A 21,240-nucleotide genomic window follows, 5' to 3' on the forward strand; every position below is an offset into this window, starting at 1 on the left:
TATTCTCATTCATTCGTGCCGGGCCGGGCAAATTCCTTCTTTGGGCGATAAGAAAATACCGCTGCCGCTTAGGCAGCATCCTCATCAAGCGTCTCTTTCTTCAGCAGCTCCAGCTGGCGCCGGAGCGGAATGTAGAGAAGCAGGCCTGCAGCAAAATGAATCAGCATGGTAGGCAGCATATGATGCAGGAGCGCCCAATTGTAAGGCTCCTGGCTTAGATTAAATACATTATAAATGGCAAACAGAATACTGTCTTCCAGCAGACTGCCGAGCAGCACCACTGTCATCATCAGCGGCAGCGGAGCGCGGGGAATTTGGAAGATCAGTCCAATCATGTATGCAGATAAGCCCATAGCGAAGGAATGAGCCCCCAGAATGCGGCCATAGAAGACCACATCATGCAGCATCCCGAAGGATAAGCCCAGAATAAGCGCCGTATGCCGGTGGTGATATACTGTTACGAACAGAATGACGATGAAGACGAGATCAGGAATGATACGCATCTGCCAGGCGTCAGGAATCAGCCAGGGAAGCACTGTGCCTTCGAGAATAAATAAAAAGAATAAGGAAAGTACCAGGACAGGTCTGCGCATCCTCACTATTCTACACGCTCCTCCGTATAGACAACGAAGAGTTCCTTCCAGTCCTGGAATCCTGCTGCTGGCTTGATGATTGCTGTTGAGGTGAACCCGTACTGCCCTATCTTGACTTCTTGCACTTGGCCGATAGTCATTCCACGGGGATACATTCCCCCGCCGCCAGAGGAAATAATCATATCGTCCTTGGCAATCGGATCGCCTACGGGAATTTTGTTCATCAGCAGCATTCCGGTCTGCTGGTCGTAGCTCTCAATCATCCCAAAGGTCTTGCCTTCCTTGTTAACAGCGGTTGCCGATATAGGAGGCTGTGAATTGGGGTCCTTGCTATCCATCATGGTCATCAGCTTCACGGTAGAGGTGAATTTACTTACATTGCTTATGACCCCTACAAGGCCCTCGACAGAAGTTACAGACATATTCAGCCGGATGCCATCCTTCTCCCCAAGATCAATGACAAGTGAATTATTGCCCGGCTCTGTCGTTACACTGACAACATTGGCGATCAGATATTCATATTTATACATGTTTTTTTGGGCTTCCGTAAATTTAAGATCTTTTTTGTAGCCCTCATTCTCAGCTTTAATAAAATTCAACTGCGCCTTATCCCGGGCGTACTGCGCAGCCAGAATCTTAAGCTGCTTGTTCTCCTCAGCCAGCTCATTCAGAGTTCCGATATCTTGGAAGAAGCCCGCTACGTATCCAGCGGGCTTGTAGAACAATTTCTGTACGAATCCGGTCGTATCCCTGAGGAAGTTCTCCGGCCAGGACAGGGTTTTCCTCTGCCCCAGGCTGAAGCCCATCAGAACGATAAACGTAACCAGCGTAATCAGCAATATAAACAGTCGTTTATTGTTAAACAGTTTGAACAATCTCGAGCACCCTCTAATAACCGTATTTCTCCAACCTCAGGGGTTGACGTTCACAGTCAGTATGATCCTAGCGTTTGGAGCGAAGGCCCGAACCGCTGCGGCTCTTGAACAAGTGGATATTCTCCAGTGCCTTGCCCGTGCCGATTGCAACACAGTCCAGCGGATTCTCGGCCACAATCACCGGCATTCCGGTCTCACGCGCCAGCAGCTTGTCCAGGTTGCGCAGAAGCGCGCCGCCGCCCGTAAGCACAATGCCGCGGTCCATAATATCGGCAGCCAGCTCCGGCGGACACTTCTCCAGCGTAACCTTCACGGCTTCAACAATCGCATTCACGGTGTCGGACAGAGCTTCACAAATCTCATCGGAGGTAATGGTCAGCGTCTTCGGCAGACCGGTTACCAGATCGCGTCCGCGGATCTCCATCGTCTCGGCCTTCTCAAGCGGCAGGGCAGAGCCCACATCCATCTTGAGCTGCTCGGAGGTACGTTCACCGATCATAAGATTATACTGGCGCTTGATGTATTGAATGATGGACTCATCTGCATCATCCCCTGCCACACGTACAGAACGGCTGGTAACAATACCGCCGAGCGAGATTACCGCCACCTCGGTAGTACCTCCGCCGATATCGACAACCATGCTTCCGGTCGGCTCCCATACAGGAAGATCCGCACCGATGGCAGCAGCAAAAGGCTCCTCGATAATATAGGCTTCACGCGCTCCGGCCTGCTTCGTAGCATCCTCTACCGCACGCTGTTCAACGGCAGTAATACCGGAGGGAACACACACCATGACATTCGGATGGCGCTGGAACATCGAGCGCTGCTTCTGGGCCTGGCGGATGAAATATTTGATCATCGTTGCTGTAGTATCGAAATCGGCAATGACCCCATCCTTCATCGGACGGATGGCACGGATGTTGCCCGGTGTGCGTCCGATCATCTTTTTGGCAGATTCCCCTACGGCTTCAATCGTCTTGCTGTCTGTATTAATGGCTACCACGGACGGCTCTCTGACAACAATCCCTTTACCGCGCACGTAGACAAGCGTATTCGCTGTCCCCAAGTCAATTCCTAAGTCTTTCGTAAAACCACCTAACATCTTGTATGCTCCTTTTCCTTGTGAATCTAGACAATTGTATTACATGTAGCCTTTCTCTTTCAAACTTACGTAGCTGCTATCTCCGATCACCAGATGATCCAGCACATCAATACCGACAATCTCGCCCGCCTGCATCAGCCTGGAGGTCAGGGAGATGTCTTCAGGGCTCGGCGTAGGATCACCGCTCGGATGATTATGTGCGCATATAATTGCTGCGCTGCTGCATTTCATGGCTGCCCGGAACACCTCGCGGGGATGCACAATGGAGGCATTAAGGCTACCCATAGACAATGTTTCCTGCGCAATAACATGATTCTTCGTATTCAGGAACAGGCAGATAAAATGCTCCTTCTGCAAATAACGCAGCTGTTCGGTCAGAATCTCCGCCGCATCCTGGGGACTGCGGATGGTGACCGGTTCGGTAAGCCGGGAATTCGCCATGCGTCTTCCCAGCTCTATGCCTGCTTTGAGTTGCACGGCCTTGGCAGGGCCGATGCCGTTGATTGTCGTCAATTCTTCAATGCTCAGATCCGCCAGTCCGCGGAGACCGCCTGCATGGCTCAAGAGCCGCTGGGCGATAAGGATGGCTGATTCACGGTGCGCACCTGTGCGCAGCAGAATAGCCAGAAGCTCCGCTTGACTTAATGATTCCGCCCCATAATGCATCATGCGCTCTCGTGGTCGTTCTTCATGGGGGAGGTCACGCAGCATAAATGTTTGCGACTCCATCCCTAACCTTCTTTCTTCGGCTACCTTACCGGTTCAGCACCGAAATGCCAAACCCGGACAACATACCGCTCAGCAGTGACAGCGGCAGACCGACCACGTTAAAATAGCAGCCTTCAATTTCTTCCACCAGGGTGGCGCCCAGTCCTTGTATCGCGTAAGAGCCGGCTTTGTCGGCAGGCTCCCCGGTCGCTATGTAAGCGGAGATCTCATCTTCGCTCATTGCTCTCATAGTTACAGAGGTTACCCTATGATCTACCAGGGTACGTCCTTCTGCGGAACCGATGCAGGCCACCCCGGTGTATACCTGATGCGTCCGGCCTTGCAGCATGCCCAGCATTCTGGCGCTGTCCTGCTCGTCCGCCGGCTTGCCGAGCACCATGTCGTCAAGCACAACAATCGTGTCGCTGCCGATAATAACGGCATCCCGGTCTCCGGCAACAGGAATCACGGCTTCTGCTTTACGCAGGGCCAGATTCCGTACAATAGCTTCAGGACTCCATTCAGGCGGCGTACTCTCATCAGCATCGCTGGACAGCACCTCGAAGGGCAGGCCAAGCGAGGCTAACAACTCACGCCGCCGCGGCGAACCTGAGGCCAAAATAATATGCCGTGTGTTGTTGTCATGCTCCACTGTGATTAACGTCCCTTCCTGATGCTGCCAGCTAAGGCTACAGCCTGCGGTACAGCCATACGGCTGTAATAATCCCGGCAAGGCTGAGCAGGCACAGTTTCAAATGGATTGTGATGTCATAGGTTATGATGTCTAAATCGGCTTGCGGCGACCACTTGAGCACAGTCGAAGCTGTAAGAAAAGACAAAGCTTGTACAGGTTCCAGCAGCTTGGCAATCCAGGCTCCGGCCAGCCAGCCCAGAATAAGAAATAACAGCAGTGTTCCTACATTTTTCTTCTTCATTCAAGTCTTCCCTCGCCATTTTTTGACACCCTAATTATTATACGGTGAAACGGAGATCAATACAAACTCAAAATCCATCCAGGAAATGTTTACCACGCACACAGCCGGCAAATTTCATCATTCGCAAGAGGATCCACCCTGAAACACAGCAATCCCCCGCCGGGCATACTGCCCGGTACGGGGGATCCTTTATCCTATGCTTAGCGGCCCGTTAGTAATGCTGGCGCCTAAGCGGTCAGCTCATGGCGGACAACAGGCTTTTCTGGCCGGTCAGAAAGCTCATCATGGCCTCCTGCACCTCCCAGAGCAGCCCCTCCGCCTTATTCTTGCTGTACTCGTTCAGGGCGGCTATTCCCCGGCTCATGGATTTCTCCAGCCCGGCGGCGATTTTCTGCCCTTCGGGAGTCAGGCCCGGTTCCAGTGCCTTGACCGCCTGGGACCACTGCATATGGAGATCACTTACCGCTCCGCTGCCGTTCCCGCTGTCCCCCCCGCCAAGCAGGGAAGCAGACAGGCTGCTGAGCTCGCTTAACAGCTGGCTGCTGAGTGTGAAATAGCTGTCCACCGCCTCCGCTGTTCCGGTATAGCGGACCTGGTTCACAGCTGGCAGAGCCACTTCCCTCACATACAGCTCGATCCCCTGTCCCTTGAGGCCACTGCTGAGCAGCTTGGCCTGCTCGCGGTCAGGAGACATCCCGGCGTATACACGGTTGCCGTCAGCCGGGTCAAGACCTGCGGCAAGGCCTGCGGTCAGCAGCTCCTGCCGGGCCTGCTCCGCCCCTGCCGGTGTACTGAAGACGCCATATTGCAGCAGATAATAGCTCTGTGCCGCAACCTGAACCGGAACCTGCACCGACGCCGCCTCTCCCGTCTGCTCAGCAGGCACGCCCGTAATCTCTGCTGCGGTATCGCTGTTTGCCGCCTTCTGCCCCTGAGTGATTCCCGTCTTAACCGCCGCATTGCCGGGAGCGGTACCCGTCTCCCCCGTCCCTCCTGTTATGAACGACAGGGCGGCGTATCCGAGCAGGATTCCCGTTCCCAGCGCCCCTGCTACGGACAGTGCGAACTTCCACCAATACGAGGGACGGCGGGTATGATAGGAGCCGTCGTAGCTGTTCCCCTGAGCGCCCGGCTGACCATAACTGTCAGCGGCTGATTCCAGGTTATCTTCGTACAGCGGGTAGTGCTCATCTGCTGAATACAGACCTTGTTCACCCGCCCCTCCGTAAAGGGAATACTCCTCCGAATCTTCACCCTGTTCCCATAGATTCCTTGCCGAAGCAGGACGGACAACCGAATACAGCCCCAAATCATAGCTATCCTCAGGAGTATCCCGGTTGCGGCGGCCGGAGCCCGGGGGCTTCATGTAAGCTGACTCTACAGACCGGGGCAACTCCACCTTCTCCAGATCCACAATATATTCACCGGTCTTGGAAAAAGAGGATGGATGACCCCCCCGGCGCTGCACCTTGTCAGTCTCCTTATCCTCCGGAACCGCACCGGTTTCTTTCACCGCCTGGAGGTCTACCGTCTCTGTCCGCTGTCTTCCCTGGTCCCCGTCGAACCGGAATGTCATTCTTCCGTTACTCAATACCCTCACCTCGCCATCTTCAGTTCTATACTGAAAGATATGAAAGATACGAGAGAGATATGCTATTTTAATATATTTACACCAGACTAAGCAGCCTCGCCTTCACTCCGTCTGCGGCATAATGCTCGCTAAGCGTCCGGTAGGCCTGATCCGCAATAATGGAGCCGAGCTCCGGCGTAGTCAGCAGCCTGATCAGATGATCGGCAGTACCAGCCGCTGTTCCAGCCAGCAGAATATTCCGCCCCGGCTCACAGATCAGCTCCTCCGAGCCCTTCAGGCTGCTGACCACCGGGGTACGGAGGGCCCAGGCCTCCAGAATGCTGCTCTGACTGCCGCAGTCCCCGCAGCATGAGGCAACCACAGCTCTGGCCCTGCGGATATAATCGGCTGCCTGGTCAGCTTCCCCGATGATTAGAATAGAAGAGTCCTTGCGGGCGGCAGCCGCAACCTCTGCATGCACCTCACGGCTGATAATCCAGCACCGGATATCCGGCACCGCGGCCTGAATCAGCGGATATACCTTCTTGAAGAACAGCAACGCTGCATTCTTGCCGTGAGTGGAATGCATGTCCCAGTGCAGAACGATGGAGTTATCCCTGGCTGTATCTCCGGCAGCCGCATAAGGGAGTGTGCTCAGGTCAATGTAAGGCGGAACTACATGCACCTTGCCCGCATCGGCAAAGGATACCGCCTTGAAGGAAAGCGCCTCTTCTTCTGAAGCGGCCAGCAGCAGACTGGTCTTGTTCATTAACCGGCGCTCTTCGCGGCGGATCAGCGCATCATTCAGCTTGCGGTAGCCTGTGCTGATTCCCCGCTTGCCAGCCGCCCTGCTCTGCACCTGCAGGCCGCCTGTACGGCGGGCATCGGTGACAATAACAGCACCGGGAAGCAGGGAAGAGACCAGGTCCAGCCCGTTGCCGAGCATGGCATACGAAACAAACACATGGCTGTAGGCATGCTGGCTGCACATCCCGGTAATGACCGCCCGCAGCGACTTGTCATTGCCGATCATCGTGGCATCCGAGCGGAGCCTGTTCAGCGGAAACAGCAGGCTTCTGCGGGTGGATGCAGGCCGCTTCACCTGATGCACGGTCAGGGCCGGACTGCGCAGAATCTGCGTCTCGCGGCGGTGGTGACAATACTCCAGCAGATCAATATCAAACCGCTCCAGCAGAATATCAAGGAAATTCTCTGTTCTTAGGTCTCCTTCCCGGTCTGCCGGCATGTGACTCCGGGCAGACAGGAACAGCATTCTCTCTCTCATGGCTATAGCTCCTTGGTTCTATGTAAATGTGTGTGAATATGTACGAAGCAAAAAAGGCCGGATGACATCCAGCCCAGGATTGTGAAACTTTCGATGTAGATCTATAGTAACGCAGTCCCCCTGAGAAGGTTGTCGATTTATGGAGGAAAATAATTTTTTCACCTTCCGCATCCCTTCAGACCAGGCGAAGCAGCTTATCCTTGACACTTTCCGCCTCATAATGTGCCAGCAGAGTCTCGTAGGCACGGTCCGCGAGCACTACTCCTCTTTCATGATCCTGAAGGAGCTGTGTCACACTATCGGCAAAAGAAACCGGATCATCGGCAATCATAATGTTCCGCGAATGCTCGCAGATCAACCCTTCCGCCCCTTTAGTGCTTGAGACCACAGGGGTCTTCAGCGCCCAGGCCTCCAGGATTTTCAGCCGTGTCCCGCTGCCTTCCTGCAGCGGAGCAATGACCACCTGCGCCTTGCGTATATAATCCGCTACACTATCCACATATCCGGTGATGACGATAGAGGAATCCTTCAAGGCCAGCGCCGCTACCTCCGGATGCACATCCCGTCCGACAATATACCATTTGATATCCGGTACCCTCGCCTTAACCAGCGGATATACCTCGTTGTAGAAGTAGAGAGCTGCGTTAATGTTAGGGAAGTAGTTCATATTACCCGGAAGGATAATCCACTGCTCCTTGGGCAAAAGCGTCTTGGTCCGGTAATCCTCTATCCGTATGAAATTAGGAATGACATGAACCTTATGCGACTGGCTTGGGGCCAGCGCCTTGAAGGCCAGAGCATCCTCTTCCGAGGTGGCCAGCAGCAGACCGGTCTTGTCCATCAGCTTCAGCTCATCCTTGCGTGTCCATCCGGCATTAAGGGAATAGTAGAGCTTGGCAATCCCCTTTTTCCCGCCTGCAAGCTGTGCAGACAAGCCGCTCTCAAAATTATGCGCATCTGTAATGATTACAGTGTCAGGCAGGGAGCGCTGAACCATGTCAATGCAGCAGCCCAGCAGGCTGTGCGATATAAATACATGGCTGTAGGACCGGCGGCTGCAGAGCTCCTTGATCTTGTCCTTCATGTCCACATCGACATGACTCATATACGAACAATTACGCCAGGTATACAGGGAACGCAGAAGCGCTCTTCTGTAGCTGACCGTACGCTTCACTTCATGCACCCTAAGTGACGGAAGCATCTCCGGCGCCCCTATCTTCCGGGGATTGGCATAGGTGATAAGATCCACATCATATTTGGTAAGCAGAAGCTTCAGAATATTGCCTGTTCTCAGCTTGCCCCCGCTGTCCTGCGGATATGGATTCTCTGCGGAAATGAATAGCAACGGTTCCTTCATGGCTTGTTCTCCTACTCTCTATTGGTCAATTGTCATGGACTACCCAGGACATCTAGGATCTATTACCCAAAGTTGCAGGCGGTACCATTAACCTAGAACCTAAAAGAAGCGGCCCCACACTCCTTATTGAAGGAATGTGGGGCCGCTTTTATTCCAATGCATGCTATTTTACCGGTTCTTCAAGCTGTCTGCCAGCGCATAGCCGACCTTCCAGATATCGCCTGCACCCATGGTGATGACCAGATCACCGGGAGCAATCCGGTTCTGCAGATCAGCCAGCACCGCTTCCTTCGTAGGCAGATGCCGCGCACCGGCGTTGCTGTTCTGCACAATCAGCTCTACCAGCTTGGCGGAGGTGACTCCCTCAATCTGCTTCTCGCCCGCAGGGGAATAGATATCGGTGATAATCACTTCGTCGGCCTCGCTGAACGCACGGCTGAACGCATCCAGCAGGAAGAAGGTACGTGTGTAGCGCTGCGGCTGGAACACGGCGATAATGCGTTTGCCGGTTGCTTTGGCGGCGCTGATCGTAGCCTGAATCTCTGTAGGATGATGCGCATAATCATCAATAACGAGAATCTCGTCAACCTCGCCCAGCACCTGGAAACGCCGTTTGGCACCGTGGAATTTCACAATCGCAGCCGCAATGGCTTCAAAGGCAATGCCCGATTTCAGACAGGAAATTACTGCCGCCATGGAATTATACAGATTGTATTGTCCCGGAATAGAGAGCTCAATACGGCCCAGCACCTCTGTTCCATGATTCATGGTGTAGGATACCTGGCGGTCGCCGAGAACAATATCAGTCGCTCTATAATCAGCCGTTTCTGATTCGATTCCATAGCTGATGACTGTGCCTTTCACCTTAGGCAGCAGGGATTTCAGATTCTCATCATCCGCACACACGATAGCCGTTCCGTCCTCGCGCAGCTGATTCATGAACTGAACATAAGCGTCCTTCAGCTTGCCGAAGTCGCCGCCGTAATTCTCCAGATGGTCGGCCTCTATATTCGTTACAATCCCCAGCCACGGATGGTACTGCAGGAATGAGCCGTCACTCTCATCGGCCTCGGCCACAACGAATTCCCCTTGTCCCGCTTTGGCATTCGTGCCGACATTCATAATCTCCCCGCCGATAATATACGTAGGGTCCACGCCGCAGTCTTCCATGACCAAAGCGATCATAGAGGAGGTGGTAGTCTTGCCGTGCGCTCCGGCAACAGCTACTCCCTTCCGCTGATTCAGCAGCCGCGCCAGCATCTGCGAACGGTGCAGAATCGGAATCTTCAGCCGCTCCGCTTCCACCCACTCCACGTTATCCGCTGCAAGCGCCGTGGAATAGACGACCAGATCCGCGCCTTTTACCTGTTCCGCCGTGTGCCCGATGAAGACCTTGGCACCTTTGGCAATCAATTTCTCCGTTAACTCTTGTGCAGCTACGTCAGAGCCCGTAACTGTATATCCCATCTCCAGCATCACCCGGGCAATCGCGCTCATGCCATAGCCGCCGATCCCTATAAAATGCACACGTTCAGTAGTATCCAACAGTTCGTCACCAGCCTTTTTCAGAATCGGGTTGCCGTAAAAGCGTACTGCGCACATCAGAAATCAAATACAGCGTTCCGGACACAACTGCAAGGTCATCGTCCGCTGTGATCGTCTGCAGCTTCTGCAGCGCCTGGCCCCAATTACGTTCTACTATGATTTCCAAGTTATCCTTGGCATATTGATTCCGCAGACTCTCTGCGATCGCCTGCAGATCTTCCGCGTCCATTTTCTTACGGAAATCCGGTTCGGTCAGGATGAGCGTATCCACTATAGGCAGTATATGCTTGAGATACGACTCGTGATGCTTATTTGCCAGCATCCCCAGCAGCAAATTTAATTTACCGTAAGGCCGGAACTGCGGAAGGCTCTTCGCGAGGCTCTCAGCCCCTTCGGGATTGTGCGCACCGTCCAGAATGATTCTGGGCGAAGTGCTCACTTCCTCCAGCCTTCCGGCCCAGAATGTGCCGCGGAACCCCTCAAGCACATCCTCGTCCTCCAGCATGAAGGCCATATACTGCCGCAGCACCTCAAGCGTCATCATGGCCCCGGCCGCATTCTCCAGCTGGTGCTCGCCTTTCATGGCAATATCCAGCTCAAGCCCGCGGAACGGCCCCTTGAAGGTGAAGTGCTGGCAGCCTTCTCTCTGCCGGGCATTACTATAGCTGAAATCTTCTCCGGCTAAATAGAGTGTCGAACGGGTAGCTGCTGCCTTGGCCTTCAGTACGGCGACAGCCTCCGGCTGGCTCACACAGCTGACTGCAGGAACGCCCGGCTTAATAATCCCGGCCTTCTCGCCCGCGATCAGCGTAAGCGTATCTCCCAGCACATCAGTATGGTCATGTCCAACATTCGTAATGACCGACACAATCGGAGTAACAATGTTCGTTACATCCAGCCTTCCCCCAAGCCCTGTCTCCCATACGACTACATCGGGATAACAGACTTCGCCGTAATAGAGAATGGCCAGCGCCGTCGCCACCTCGAACATGGTCGGTGAACCCAGCTCGCTCCCCGCAATATCCTCGACCAGCGGATGTAGCCGATTGGCAAGCGCAAGCAGAGTCTCCTCAGGAATATCGGTGCCGTTGTACTGGAAGCGGTTCGTGAACTTCGTGATATAAGGAGAGGTGAAGGTACCTACCGAATATCCGCTCTGAATAAGGGCCGAGGTTAAAAAGGCGCAGGTCGACCCCTTGCCGTTCGTCCCCGCCACATGAATGAACTTGAGCTTCCGGTGCGGATGTCCCAGCTTCTCCATTAGAAGCTCTATCCGCTCCAGACCCGGCCGGATTCCAAAAGGAATCAGACTGTTGATCCAGTCTACCGCTTCTGTATAAGAATGTAAGGGAGCGGCATTGCCGCTCCGTGTGATCTCTTCCATGTCCGTTATCCTCTCAGCTCTGCAATACGGGCCAGCACTTTCTCACGTCTGTCGGAATAATCCGCCTGCTTAGCCCGTTCCTCTTCGATGACTTTAGCCGGCGCTTTGGCCACAAACCCCTGATTACTGAGCTTCTTCTCCACACGCTCCACTTCGCTGTTCAGGGTCTGAACTTCTTTTTCGAGACGGGCAATCTCCTGATCAATATCGATCAGACCGGACAGCGGCAGAAGCAGCTCCGCTCCGGTAACCACGGCGGACATCATTTTATCCGGCGTCTGCGGCGCAAGGCCTGCTTCGAACGAAGAGGTATTGCAGAAGCGCCCGATGTAATTGTCGTTGCGGGAAATAATATCCAGGGTGTCCTGGCTGCCGGCTTTGATAATCAGCTCGACCTTCTTGCTCATCGGCGCATTCACTTCTGCCCGGATACCGCGAACGGCCCGGATGATATCCATCAGCAGGTTCATCTCTGCCACTGCCTGCGGATTCTCAAGCGCTGCATCGTACTTCGGCCATTCGGCCAGTGTGATCGATTCGCCCTGATGCGGCAGATGCTGCCAGATCTCCTCCGTAATGAACGGCATGAATGGGTGAATCAGGCGCAGTGTGCGGTCCAGCACGTACGCCAGAACAGACTGGGTCTTGGCCTTGGCGGCTGCGTCCGCTCCATATAGCGAGAGCTTGGCGAATTCGATGTACCAGTCGCACAGATCATCCCAGATGAAGTTGTAGAGCAGGCGGCCGGTCTCGCCGAACTCGTACGAGTCAATTAGACGCGTAATATCGCGGGAAGTTTCGTTCAGGCGGTGCAGAATCCAGCGGTCCGCCGTACCAAGCTCACCTGTAATGTCAATATCTTCAAAGGCTACGCCTTCCAGATTCATCAGCGCGAACCGGGAGGCATTCCAGATCTTGTTGGCAAAATTGCGCGCCTGCTCCACCTTCTCCATACGGAATCGCAGATCCTGGCCCGCAGTGCTGCCGGTCGTAATCATATAGCGCATGGCGTCAGCGCCGTACTGCTCGATCACATCCAGCGGATCGATGCCGTTGCCGAGTGACTTGGACATCTTGCGTCCATCGGCATCGCGTACAAGTCCGTGCATCAGTACATCGGAGAACGGCTTCTGTCCGGTGAATTCCATGGCGGAGAAGATCATGCGCGCTACCCAGAAGTAGATGATATCGTAGCCGGTAACCAGTACATTGTTCGGATAGTAACGCTGGTAGTCGCTGCTGTCCCCATCAGGCCAGCCTAATGTAGCGAACGGCCAGAGGTTCGAGCTGAACCAGGTATCCAGAACATCCTCATCCTGCTTCAGGTCGGACAGCCCGCTGATACGGCGCGCTTCTTCCTCATCATGCGCAACTACGATCTCCCCGGTGGATTCGGAGTACCACGCCGGAATACGGTGGCCCCACCACAATTGGCGGGAGATACACCAGTCACGGACATTCTCGATCCAGTTCAGGTAGGTCTTCTCGAAGCGATCCGGCACGAAATTAACGCCGTTGCCTTCCTTCTGTGCCGCAATAGCAGCTTCGGCCAGCGGCTGCATCTTCACGAACCACTGGGTGGACAGATAAGGCTCTACCACGGCTCCCGAGCGCTCGCTGTGCCCAACCTGGTGTACATGGTCCTCGATAGAAATCAGCACTCCCTGCTCTTTCAGGTCGGCAACGATTTGCTTGCGACATTCGCTGCGGTCCAGCCCCTGGTAAGCGCCTGCCTCCTCATTCATCACGCCGCCTTCATCCATCACATTGATCTGCGGAAGGTTATGGCGGACACCCATCTCGAAGTCGTTCGGATCATGGGCCGGTGTAATCTTAACCGCGCCGCTGCCGAACTCCTTATCTACATACTCATCAGCAATCACCGGAATTTCCCGGCCGGTAATCGGCAGGATCAGCGTTTTGCCGATAAGCCCCTTATAACGGTCATCCGCAGGATGAACTGCAACCGCTGTATCGCCCAGCATCGTTTCGGGACGGGTTGTAGCTACAGTAATATAGCCGCTGCCATCCTTGAGCGGATAACGCAGATGGTACAGATGGCCGTTCACTTCTTTGTATATAACCTCAATGTCCGACAGAGCCGTACGGGCAGCCGGGTCCCAGTTAATAATCCGCTTGCCGCGGTAGATCAGGCCCTTCTGGTACAGCTCTACAAAGACCTTGCTTACCGCCTGCTTCATGCCTTCATCAAAGGTAAACCGTTCGCGGGAGTAATCCAGGGATAGGCCCATCTTGGCCCACTGGTCATGAATCGTCTGTGCATACTGGTCCTTCCAGGCCCATACCTGCTCCAGGAACTTCTCGCGCCCCAGATCATGGCGGGAGATTCCCTGCTGTCGCAGCTTCTGCTCCACCTTGGTCTGCGTAGCGATACCAGCATGGTCCGTGCCCGGCAGCCACAGGGTATCATATCCCTGCATCCGCTTGGTGCGGATCAGCACATCCTGAAGCGTGAAATCCAGCGCGTGTCCGATATGCAGCATTCCTGTTACATTCGGCGGCGGAATGACGATGCTGTAAGGCTCCGCCCCCGGCCGCTTGCCGGCTTCGAAGAACCCCTTCTCCATCCAGTACGCATACCACTTCTTCTCTGCCGCTCCAGGATCATATGTAGTCGGCATGTCGCTCTGCTTGTGATTAGCTGCGGCGGTGTCTTCTGCCGCTTCCTGCTGGTTCGGCAGCTCTGCTGCTGCATTGTTATTATCAGCCATTGTGAACCCTCCACTGTTAATGTATTGAGTAGCTAGTGGTTTCTGAGAATACAAAAAGGCCCTTCGTCTCAAAGGACGAAAGGCCATTCTTTCGCGGTACCACCTTTGTTTCGCGCCAATAAAAAATAAACCTCTGCCTTAAGTCCCTCTTAAAGGTTCCTAAAGCTTAGCGCGACACTCATGCAGGGTAACGGCTGCATCCGGCCGCATCCTAACCCGTCTTCATCATGAAGACAAGCTCAGAAGGGCAACTCCGGGGCGACTTCGGGGGCTGCATCCTGCGGAAATTCACACCAATGATAATCCCGCTCTCTGAAGGGCTGACCGCCTACTCTTCCCGTTCCCAGTCTTTATGCTAGTTATTACTTAGTTCAATAATACATTCAGTGTTATCCCTAGTCAACCAGCATATACACAAAGGGCGCGCAGAAGATGAACTTCGGCGCCTACTCCCCGCTCCAGATCACTTGAACTACATTGAAACCCTGATTGCCGCCCGTTCCGGGAGCGCCATCCAGCGTAACGGAGAAGGTGCTTCCAGCATCAATAATCGAGAAGGCTGAGGCGGAGACCTCCTCCGTCTTGGAGGTCGCTCCCTTTTGCACAAAATAGTCCTTGTACGTATTGCCGAGCGTCTCCAGGCTCTGCTTCGTGGTGTAGCTGAAGGTCGCAGACGGCTTACCGGTCGCCGAGCCTTCAATTAGATCAAAGATCTTCGCGTCCGCCGGAAGCGGGAAATCTGCCGGCAGGCTCTTCGGACGCTTCACGGACTCCGCTGGAGTTCCTGCGGAGGAGCCGCCGGAGGAGGCAGGCGGGGCAGCCGCATCGCCAATGATTACCCGGCTGGTTACAGCATCGTAAGTGACAGCGGTGTTCAGCGCTTCACCGATCGAGCGTACGGGCAGATAAGTAATGCCGTTGTAGGTAATCGGGGCGAGGGTTTTGCCGTTGCCGTCCTTTGGCGTATAATTCTGGCCGTTCACGACGATCCCGATCTTATTGTTGAGGAGCGCCTTGATCTCCTTCAGATTGCTGGCGGCGTAGACACCGGCCGAGACTGTCAGCGTCAAGCTTAGTGCGGCCGCAGTGGCTGCCACTTTTTTCTTCATGTGAATTCTCATCCTTCCAGAAGTGGTGTACCAGCGCATAGCTGCCTGAATGTGTAATGTATGTAGGCCGGTAGTGACTATTACCCCGGCTTCAGTGGTTTTCAAACGAAGGGTACGGGCGGACGGCAACAGGAGGGAAGCCTGCTTCATGGATGCACCTGTTAATACACACAACAAATACCCCCGTCCGGTCTATAAGGCGGGGGATAACCTGTGAAGAAGGCTGGCTTCATCTCAGGGAATATATAATACCTGTCCCTCTTCTACAATCTGACCGGAAAGCCGGTTGTACATGGACAGCTCCCGGGTGCTTAGCTGGTATTTCTCTGCAATGGTGTCCAGCGTCTCCTCCCGCTGCACGATGCACAGCCGCACCTTGCGGAACAGATCCGTTCCGCCGCGCCCGCCGATGAACCGGCTCTTCCAGGCCGTATCGTTGCCAGCCTCAGGAACAGTTTCTTCCTGAGATGCCATATCGCCGGAATGCAGATCCTCCAGCTCTTTGTTGGCGCGGCTTGCGCTAAGCAGCGAGGAGAAGGTGAGCGGCTCCTGCTCGGCGGCTCCCGGTTCTTTTTTGCTGCCAAGGGCAACCTTGAGATCCTTTTTCTCCTCCTGGGGAGCCAGAGATTCCGCCGACAGGAAGACCTCATTGTCTTCCGCCTGGATCTCCTCTGCCGCCTCCCCCTCTTCGTTCCCGGCAAACAGCGCAGCAGCATCGCTGGCAGCGGAGGTAAGCACCGGCTCCGGCTGCGATACGGCATGAAGCTTCGCATTGCCCCAGTGATCCACAGTGTTCAATGCGGCGGTACCTGTCTGCAGCCCGGTGTCTTCCTGAAGCGACTGGTTCACAGCCGCCGGTGCCGTTTTCTCTTTGGAGGTGAGGAAGTGGCCGGAGACCGGATCAGCCGCCTGCTTCCGGCCTGCCGGGGATGCCGTATCCAGGCTATGGGTCCTTACTCTCTGTTCCTTGTCCTTCAGCGGTGTAGAGAGATAGGCCGCAGGCTGGGTATACGGAGCGTCTTCCGCCAACAGCGGTTGGCCTTCAGCCTCAGCCGGTGCTGCGGAGTCCTGATCTTCCACAGCCCCCTCCGCCGCCCCTTCGCCATATGTCCAGAGCGAATTCTCATAGAGGGTGTCATTCTCCGGACTGCGGAATGGCTCTCCGGCCCCCTTGCTGTCTCCTGCCTCCGGCGAATACGCTACCGTGTATTCCTCCTGCTGCCAGGCCGGCTGTGCATCCGCACTTCCGATTCCTCGCAGCGAGAGCACACCGGTAATGTTAACGGTCCGCATCGTCAGCAGATCAATATCGAAATTCTCGATCTCCACCCCTATGTCATCAAGTGAGCTGACCCGGGTCAGCGGAACTGTGATTTCAACGGGAATCGCATGCTCCAGACGCTGTGTACGATCATCTTCCCCCCGGTAAAGTCCGGTGAGCAACAGCTGGCCATGCAGCTCGGCCCGGTCCTCCCGCTGGATTACCTGGATGTCGGGAACCAGCTCGACTTCCTCCAGCTCAGCTATTCCCGGAAGCTCTTCCGAAAGGTGAATGCGTTCATAAATATCAAACCGCAAGCCATGGGACTGGTCAAACACGGGAAATGTCCTCCTTCTTGGCATAATCTATCCCTGAGACAAGCCCAGAGTATAAGCCCAAAATGTTACTCCCCTCATGTATATGCTTCAATCAGGCAGGCATGACAACTTTGCCGCTTCATTCGCGGACAGCGGCTATCCCAGAGGAGAAAGGGCCGTACGCGCATCCGGTATGGAGTAATTCTGCGGAAGCTTAGCACGCATCATTCCGGCAAGCGGATTACCCGGATCACACTGGCTCAGCACATCCGCCGGATGAAAGGCTGATGGAATTGCGCCCGCGCCCGGTTCTTCTTCAAAACGCACGTTGTCCGGGATGCCCTGCCGGCTCCTCTGCAAACTGATAGCCCTGTGATAGACATTCAGCGTACCCGCAGCCATGACATCCAGCGAACGGGTCTGTTCCGCCCACTGTCTGGCCTGGAGGCCGGTCCGTCTTCGCAGCTCCGCATCCCCCAGGAGCTGCTCGATCTGCAGAGCAAGCTGCGCAGCATCTCCAGGCGGAACAATCCAGCCCGTCTCTCCCTGCCGAACCATCTCCGGCATACCTGCGGTTCCGGCGACGATCGGCGCGATCCCGGCAAGCTGCGCCTCGGTAACCGAGAAGGGCTGCGTATCCTGCAGCGAGGGCTGCACATAGATATCGGCTGCCCGGAGCGCGGCCGGAATATTGTCCAGCTTCCCGGTGAAATGAACCTTCCCCGCAATGCCAAAAAGGCGGGTCTGCTCCATAAGCTCCTCCAGGAGGCTGCCGATTCCGGCCACCGCACAGATCCAGCGCTGACAGCGCTGTTGCAGAATGCCTAGCGCCTCTATCAGCACATGGACTCCTTTGATATATTCAAGACGTCCGGCAAACATGATCACAGGGATTCCCTCGGCAAATTGCAGCGGCGGCGTCTCTGCGGCCCGGGCGGCGTATTGATGCAGATCCAGTCCGTACGGCAAGGTATGAATAAGACCCGGGTTGACCCCCAGACTCTGCGTGAGCTGTCCAATCCAATCCGAAGAGACCAGAATCCGGTCAGCCGACCGGGCACCCAGCGTCTCAAGCCTGCGGAAATAACGCCCGATCGGGCGCTGTTCGTAGGCCTCCCGGGTCAGTCCTGGCTCAAGCCCCTTGTATTCATAGAAGGTCTCCTTGGTCAGGGCCCCGTGAATACTTGCGACCAGCGGAACGGGACGGCGCATGATCCGCCGCAGCGCGTACGAGGCTATGGGGTCCTGGGCATGAATGACATCATATTCCTCCAGCCCCAGCACAGCGGCGCCGCCTTCAAACACATAACGCCCCAGCTCAAAGCTGAAGATGCCATGCTCCAGATGCAGCGCCGGAAACCGCCCGATATCAAGCTGCGGCAGCAGCAGCGAATAGAACGCTTTTTTATCAAAAGACTCCGTCCGGTTCAGCAAATAAAGTGTATTGTTCTCCGCATGGCTGCCCATCAGGGTAACGGAATGGCCCTGCTCGCCCAGCTTGTCTGCCAGCTGCCTCATATACGTCCAAATGCCGCCCATATTGGTGAGGCCCCAGTAGGTGACCAGCAATATCTTCATGTATTCCTCTCCCCGGCTTATAGATTCACTTCTGTGCAGGAGCAGTCTGCTCCGTCCTAGTCAGAACAGTATATGAATGTTGCAGGCAGCGGGTATAGATATTTAGTCATGCTATAAAAATTTAAAAATAACTTTTAATCAATAAACATCTTTTCGGGTATAATCGGTATAAATCCTGAAAGGAAATTTCCGACATGTCCAAAGCGAGGGTATTTGACCTTTTTCTATTTGTCGCATCCCTGGCTATAGCCTTCATTCCCGCGCATGCTGTAGTCCTGGACGTTACCTATATAAAAGCATTACTGCTGTACACGATCTTCTCCAGCATCTACTTCCAATTGCGGATTGTGACCCGGAGCGGGAATTCTACGATCGATTATGCGATCAGCTATACTTCCTCTTTCGGGATTTTTGCCGGTCCGCTGGGCACGCTCCTGTTCGAGACCCTCTACCGGTTCATTGTGTATTTCTATAAAAAGAAATCAAAAACCGCCGATCCCGGAGAGTTCCTGGATACGTTCTACAACATCGGCTCCTTCACACTGGGCGGCTCTGCTGCGTATTATCTGTACACGGCGCTCTCACCGCTGGCGGACAAGCTTCCGCTCGGATACTGGCTCTTGTTCCTGCTTGTAGTCTGCGTCACCACCCTGCTGTCCTCCACCTTCCTGGTGCTCACCTTCGCCCTGTCGGGAGATATCAAGACACGCCGGGAAGCGAAGCACCTGCTGTTCCGAAGCCGGAATCTGCTGGACTTCAGCAAGGTTGCCCTGAGTAACGCCCTGCTTCTGCGGCTGCTGCAAATGGAGAATTGGGAGATGCTGATCGCTCTCTTCCTGCTCAACTATGTGGTCAGCATCTCTTTTTATTCCAAATCGCAAAGCGCCCAGCACAAATACGAACGCGACAAATTCGAGCAGATGGCATACCGTGACTTCCTCACCGGAACCTACAACCGGGCGCATATGGACAAGATGATGAAGGAGCTGAATCAGAGCGGGGAATACATCGGGATTGTAGTGGCGGACATCGACCGTTTCAAAAAAATCAATGATTCCTATAATCACGCCGTCGGCGACCGTGTCATTGTTCATTTTGCCGATACGCTGCATAAGCATCTGAGGGAGGGAGACATCCTGTTCCGCAGCGGCGGGGAAGAGTTCACGCTGTTCCTGAGGAACAAGACGTTCGAGGAATGCAGGGCGCAGATTCAGGAGATGCTGGACAGCCTTCACGGCCACAGTGTAAGTGCAGAATTCGAGGAGGAGATGATCCGCGTGCCCTATTCGGCATCCTTCGGACTCTTTTACTATAAGGCAGACCCGAATCAGAAGACCTCTATGGAAAAAGGGTACGTCCACGCCGACCAGCTCCTGCTGGAATCCAAGAAGCTCGGCCGCAACCGTCTCTCTTACCGGAATGATGTGCAGCCATAAGCACACATTCCTGCGCAGGGGGACGGCCTGTGAGGGCCGGGCAGAACCCGTCTAATGTATGCTGTTTTTAGCATACATCCGGTGCGTGCGCCTGCGCGCATGCACAATGTATGCTGTTTTTGGCATACATCCGGCCCGTGCGCCTGCGCGCATGCACAATGTATGCTGTTTTTAGCATACATCCGGTGCGTGCGCCTGCGCGCATGCACAATGTATGCTGTTTTTGGCATACATCCGGCCCGTGCGCCTGCGCGCATGCACAATGTGTGCTGTTTTTGGCATACATCCGGCCCGTGCGCCTGCGCGCATGCACAATGTATGCTGTTTTTAGCATACATCCGGTGCGTGCGCCTGCGCGCATGCACAATGTATGCTGTTTTTGGCATACATCCGGCCCGTGCGCCTGCGCGCATGCACAATGTATGCTGTTTTTGGCATACATTCCAGCTTCCCGGCGGAGCAGAAACGGCTCCTCATGATAAATCCCGAATAAGAACAAGAGCCGCTCTCCGTGAAGCGGATGGGCGGCTCTTGTGGTGACAGAACAGTTGCAGGCTAGAGCTTAGAGCTCAGTAGCCTTGAAGGTATCTCCGCCGGCAATCGTACCAGAGTTAAAGCCTTTATAGAACCAGCGCTTGCGCTGTTCGGACGTTCCGTGCGTGAAGCTGTCGGGCACCACATATCCCTGCGCCCGCTTCTGGATCGTATCGTCCCCCACCGCGCTCGCTGCTGTCAGAGCCTCATCCAAGTCTCCCTCCTCCAGCAGATTCTCACCCTGGACATGATGCGCCCACACTCCGGCATAATAATCGGCCTGCAGCTCAAAGCGCACCTGAACCTTGTTGAACTCGGTCTCGCTGAGGCGCTGGCGCTCTGCATTCAGCTGCTCGGAAGCGCCCAGCAGGGTCTGCACATGATGCCCCACCTCGTGGGCAATCACATAGGCCATGGCGAAATCTCCCGGCGCCTTGAACTGCTGCTGCAGCTCATCATAGAAGCTGAGATCGATATACAGGTTGGCATCCCCCGGACAATAGAACGGGCCTACGGCCGAGCTGGCGGTTCCGCAGGCAGAGTTCACGCTGCCGCTATAGAGCACAAGCGCCGGGTCCTGATAAGTCATCCCCTGCTCCTTGAAGATATCGGACCAGACATCCTCGGTATCGGCCAGCACGACAGATACGAACTCGGATAACTCCTTTTCCTGAGCAGTCTGCTCATAAGGGACACTTGAGTTCGTACCCGAACCGGTTGAGGTCAGATTCCCCATAATATCGCCGATATTCCCGCCGCTCAGCAGCGTAACAATCACTATGATCACGATCCCGCTGATACCGCCGCCAATCAGCTTGCCTCCGCCACCGCCTCCGCGGCCTCTGCGGTCTTCCACATTGGAACTCCCTCTTCTGCCCTGCCATTTCATGGCCTAACCCCCAGTTATGAATACTCGTGA

Annotated in this window: 17 protein-coding genes and 1 other annotated feature; of the genes, 1 reads left to right on the forward strand and 16 read right to left on the reverse strand. The window is 54.9% G+C overall.

Going from position 1 to position 21,240, the window contains the following annotated elements:
* Positions 1-68 precede the first annotated feature (68 nt).
* From mreD to MHH28_RS15470, 15 genes are all read right to left on the reverse strand, one after another.
* The gene (gene mreD, locus MHH28_RS15400) at positions 69-599 is read right to left on the reverse strand and encodes a rod shape-determining protein MreD (RefSeq protein WP_405116347.1); all 531 of its coding nucleotides are present in this window, start codon (positions 597-599) and stop codon (positions 69-71) included.
* On the reverse strand, positions 599-1,468 hold the full coding sequence (mreC, locus tag MHH28_RS15405; RefSeq protein ID WP_405116350.1) for a rod shape-determining protein MreC: 870 nt from the start codon (positions 1,466-1,468) through the stop codon (positions 599-601). The genes mreD and mreC overlap by 1 nt, the downstream gene beginning before the upstream one ends.
* Positions 1,469-1,535: 67 nt before the next feature.
* Positions 1,536-2,570, reverse strand: a complete 1,035-nt coding sequence (locus MHH28_RS15410) for a rod shape-determining protein (RefSeq protein ID WP_405116352.1) — start codon at positions 2,568-2,570, stop codon at positions 1,536-1,538.
* 39 nt (positions 2,571-2,609) lie between these two features.
* On the reverse strand, positions 2,610-3,299 hold the full coding sequence (gene radC / locus MHH28_RS15415; protein WP_405116355.1) for a DNA repair protein RadC: 690 nt from the start codon (positions 3,297-3,299) through the stop codon (positions 2,610-2,612).
* A 25-nt stretch (positions 3,300-3,324) separates the two neighbouring features.
* Positions 3,325-3,930 (reverse strand): Maf family protein, encoded by a 606-nt coding sequence (locus tag MHH28_RS15420; protein ID WP_405117116.1) that lies wholly within the window; start codon positions 3,928-3,930, stop codon positions 3,325-3,327.
* A 37-nt stretch (positions 3,931-3,967) separates the two neighbouring features.
* Entirely contained in the window at positions 3,968-4,213 is a 246-nt protein-coding gene (locus MHH28_RS15425; protein ID WP_036698966.1) for a DUF4321 domain-containing protein, read from the reverse strand.
* 235 nt (positions 4,214-4,448) lie between these two features.
* Complete coding sequence (locus tag MHH28_RS15430) at positions 4,449-5,789, reverse strand: SPOR domain-containing protein (protein ID WP_405116358.1); 1,341 nt, start codon at positions 5,787-5,789, stop codon at positions 4,449-4,451.
* A gap of 91 nt (positions 5,790-5,880) precedes the next feature.
* Positions 5,881-7,068, reverse strand: coding sequence for a glycosyltransferase (locus tag MHH28_RS15435; protein ID WP_405116361.1), 1,188 nt, complete (start codon positions 7,066-7,068; stop codon positions 5,881-5,883).
* Positions 7,069-7,243: 175 nt separating this feature from the next.
* On the reverse strand, positions 7,244-8,425 hold the full coding sequence (locus tag MHH28_RS15440) for a glycosyltransferase family 4 protein (protein ID WP_405116363.1): 1,182 nt from the start codon (positions 8,423-8,425) through the stop codon (positions 7,244-7,246).
* 168 nt (positions 8,426-8,593) lie between these two features.
* A complete protein-coding gene (gene murC, locus MHH28_RS15445) occupies positions 8,594-9,970 on the reverse strand; it encodes a UDP-N-acetylmuramate--L-alanine ligase (RefSeq protein ID WP_405117118.1) in 1,377 nt (458 codons plus the stop codon).
* A 7-nt stretch (positions 9,971-9,977) separates the two neighbouring features.
* Positions 9,978-11,354 (reverse strand): bifunctional folylpolyglutamate synthase/dihydrofolate synthase, encoded by a 1,377-nt coding sequence (locus tag MHH28_RS15450; protein WP_405116366.1) that lies wholly within the window; start codon positions 11,352-11,354, stop codon positions 9,978-9,980.
* A 5-nt stretch (positions 11,355-11,359) separates the two neighbouring features.
* On the reverse strand, positions 11,360-13,996 hold the full coding sequence (locus tag MHH28_RS15455; RefSeq protein WP_405117120.1) for a valine--tRNA ligase: 2,637 nt from the start codon (positions 13,994-13,996) through the stop codon (positions 11,360-11,362).
* Between the two features lie 158 nt (positions 13,997-14,154).
* Positions 14,155-14,440: a binding site (T-box leader), on the reverse strand.
* A gap of 92 nt (positions 14,441-14,532) precedes the next feature.
* The gene (locus tag MHH28_RS15460) at positions 14,533-15,195 is read right to left on the reverse strand and encodes a stalk domain-containing protein (protein WP_405116368.1); all 663 of its coding nucleotides are present in this window, start codon (positions 15,193-15,195) and stop codon (positions 14,533-14,535) included.
* 234 nt (positions 15,196-15,429) lie between these two features.
* Positions 15,430-16,794 (reverse strand): LysM peptidoglycan-binding domain-containing protein, encoded by a 1,365-nt coding sequence (locus MHH28_RS15465; protein WP_405116370.1) that lies wholly within the window; start codon positions 16,792-16,794, stop codon positions 15,430-15,432.
* A 135-nt stretch (positions 16,795-16,929) separates the two neighbouring features.
* Positions 16,930-18,351 carry a glycosyltransferase family 4 protein gene (locus tag MHH28_RS15470; protein ID WP_405116372.1) on the reverse strand — a complete coding sequence of 474 codons (1,422 nt, stop codon included), beginning with the start codon at positions 18,349-18,351 and terminating at the stop codon, positions 16,930-16,932.
* A 194-nt stretch (positions 18,352-18,545) separates the two neighbouring features.
* Here MHH28_RS15470 and MHH28_RS15475 point away from each other — a divergent pair, with 194 nt between their 5' ends.
* Positions 18,546-19,787 (forward strand): GGDEF domain-containing protein, encoded by a 1,242-nt coding sequence (locus tag MHH28_RS15475; RefSeq protein WP_405116374.1) that lies wholly within the window; start codon positions 18,546-18,548, stop codon positions 19,785-19,787.
* A gap of 562 nt (positions 19,788-20,349) precedes the next feature.
* On the opposite strand, the gene MHH28_RS15480 is transcribed toward MHH28_RS15475, so the two are convergent.
* Complete coding sequence (locus tag MHH28_RS15480; RefSeq protein WP_405116376.1) at positions 20,350-21,210, reverse strand: neutral zinc metallopeptidase; 861 nt, start codon at positions 21,208-21,210, stop codon at positions 20,350-20,352.
* Positions 21,211-21,240: the final 30 nt, after the last annotated feature.

This window comes from Paenibacillus sp. FSL K6-1217 (assembly GCF_045040735.1).
Classification (GTDB): domain Bacteria; phylum Bacillota; class Bacilli; order Paenibacillales; family Paenibacillaceae; genus Paenibacillus_AQ.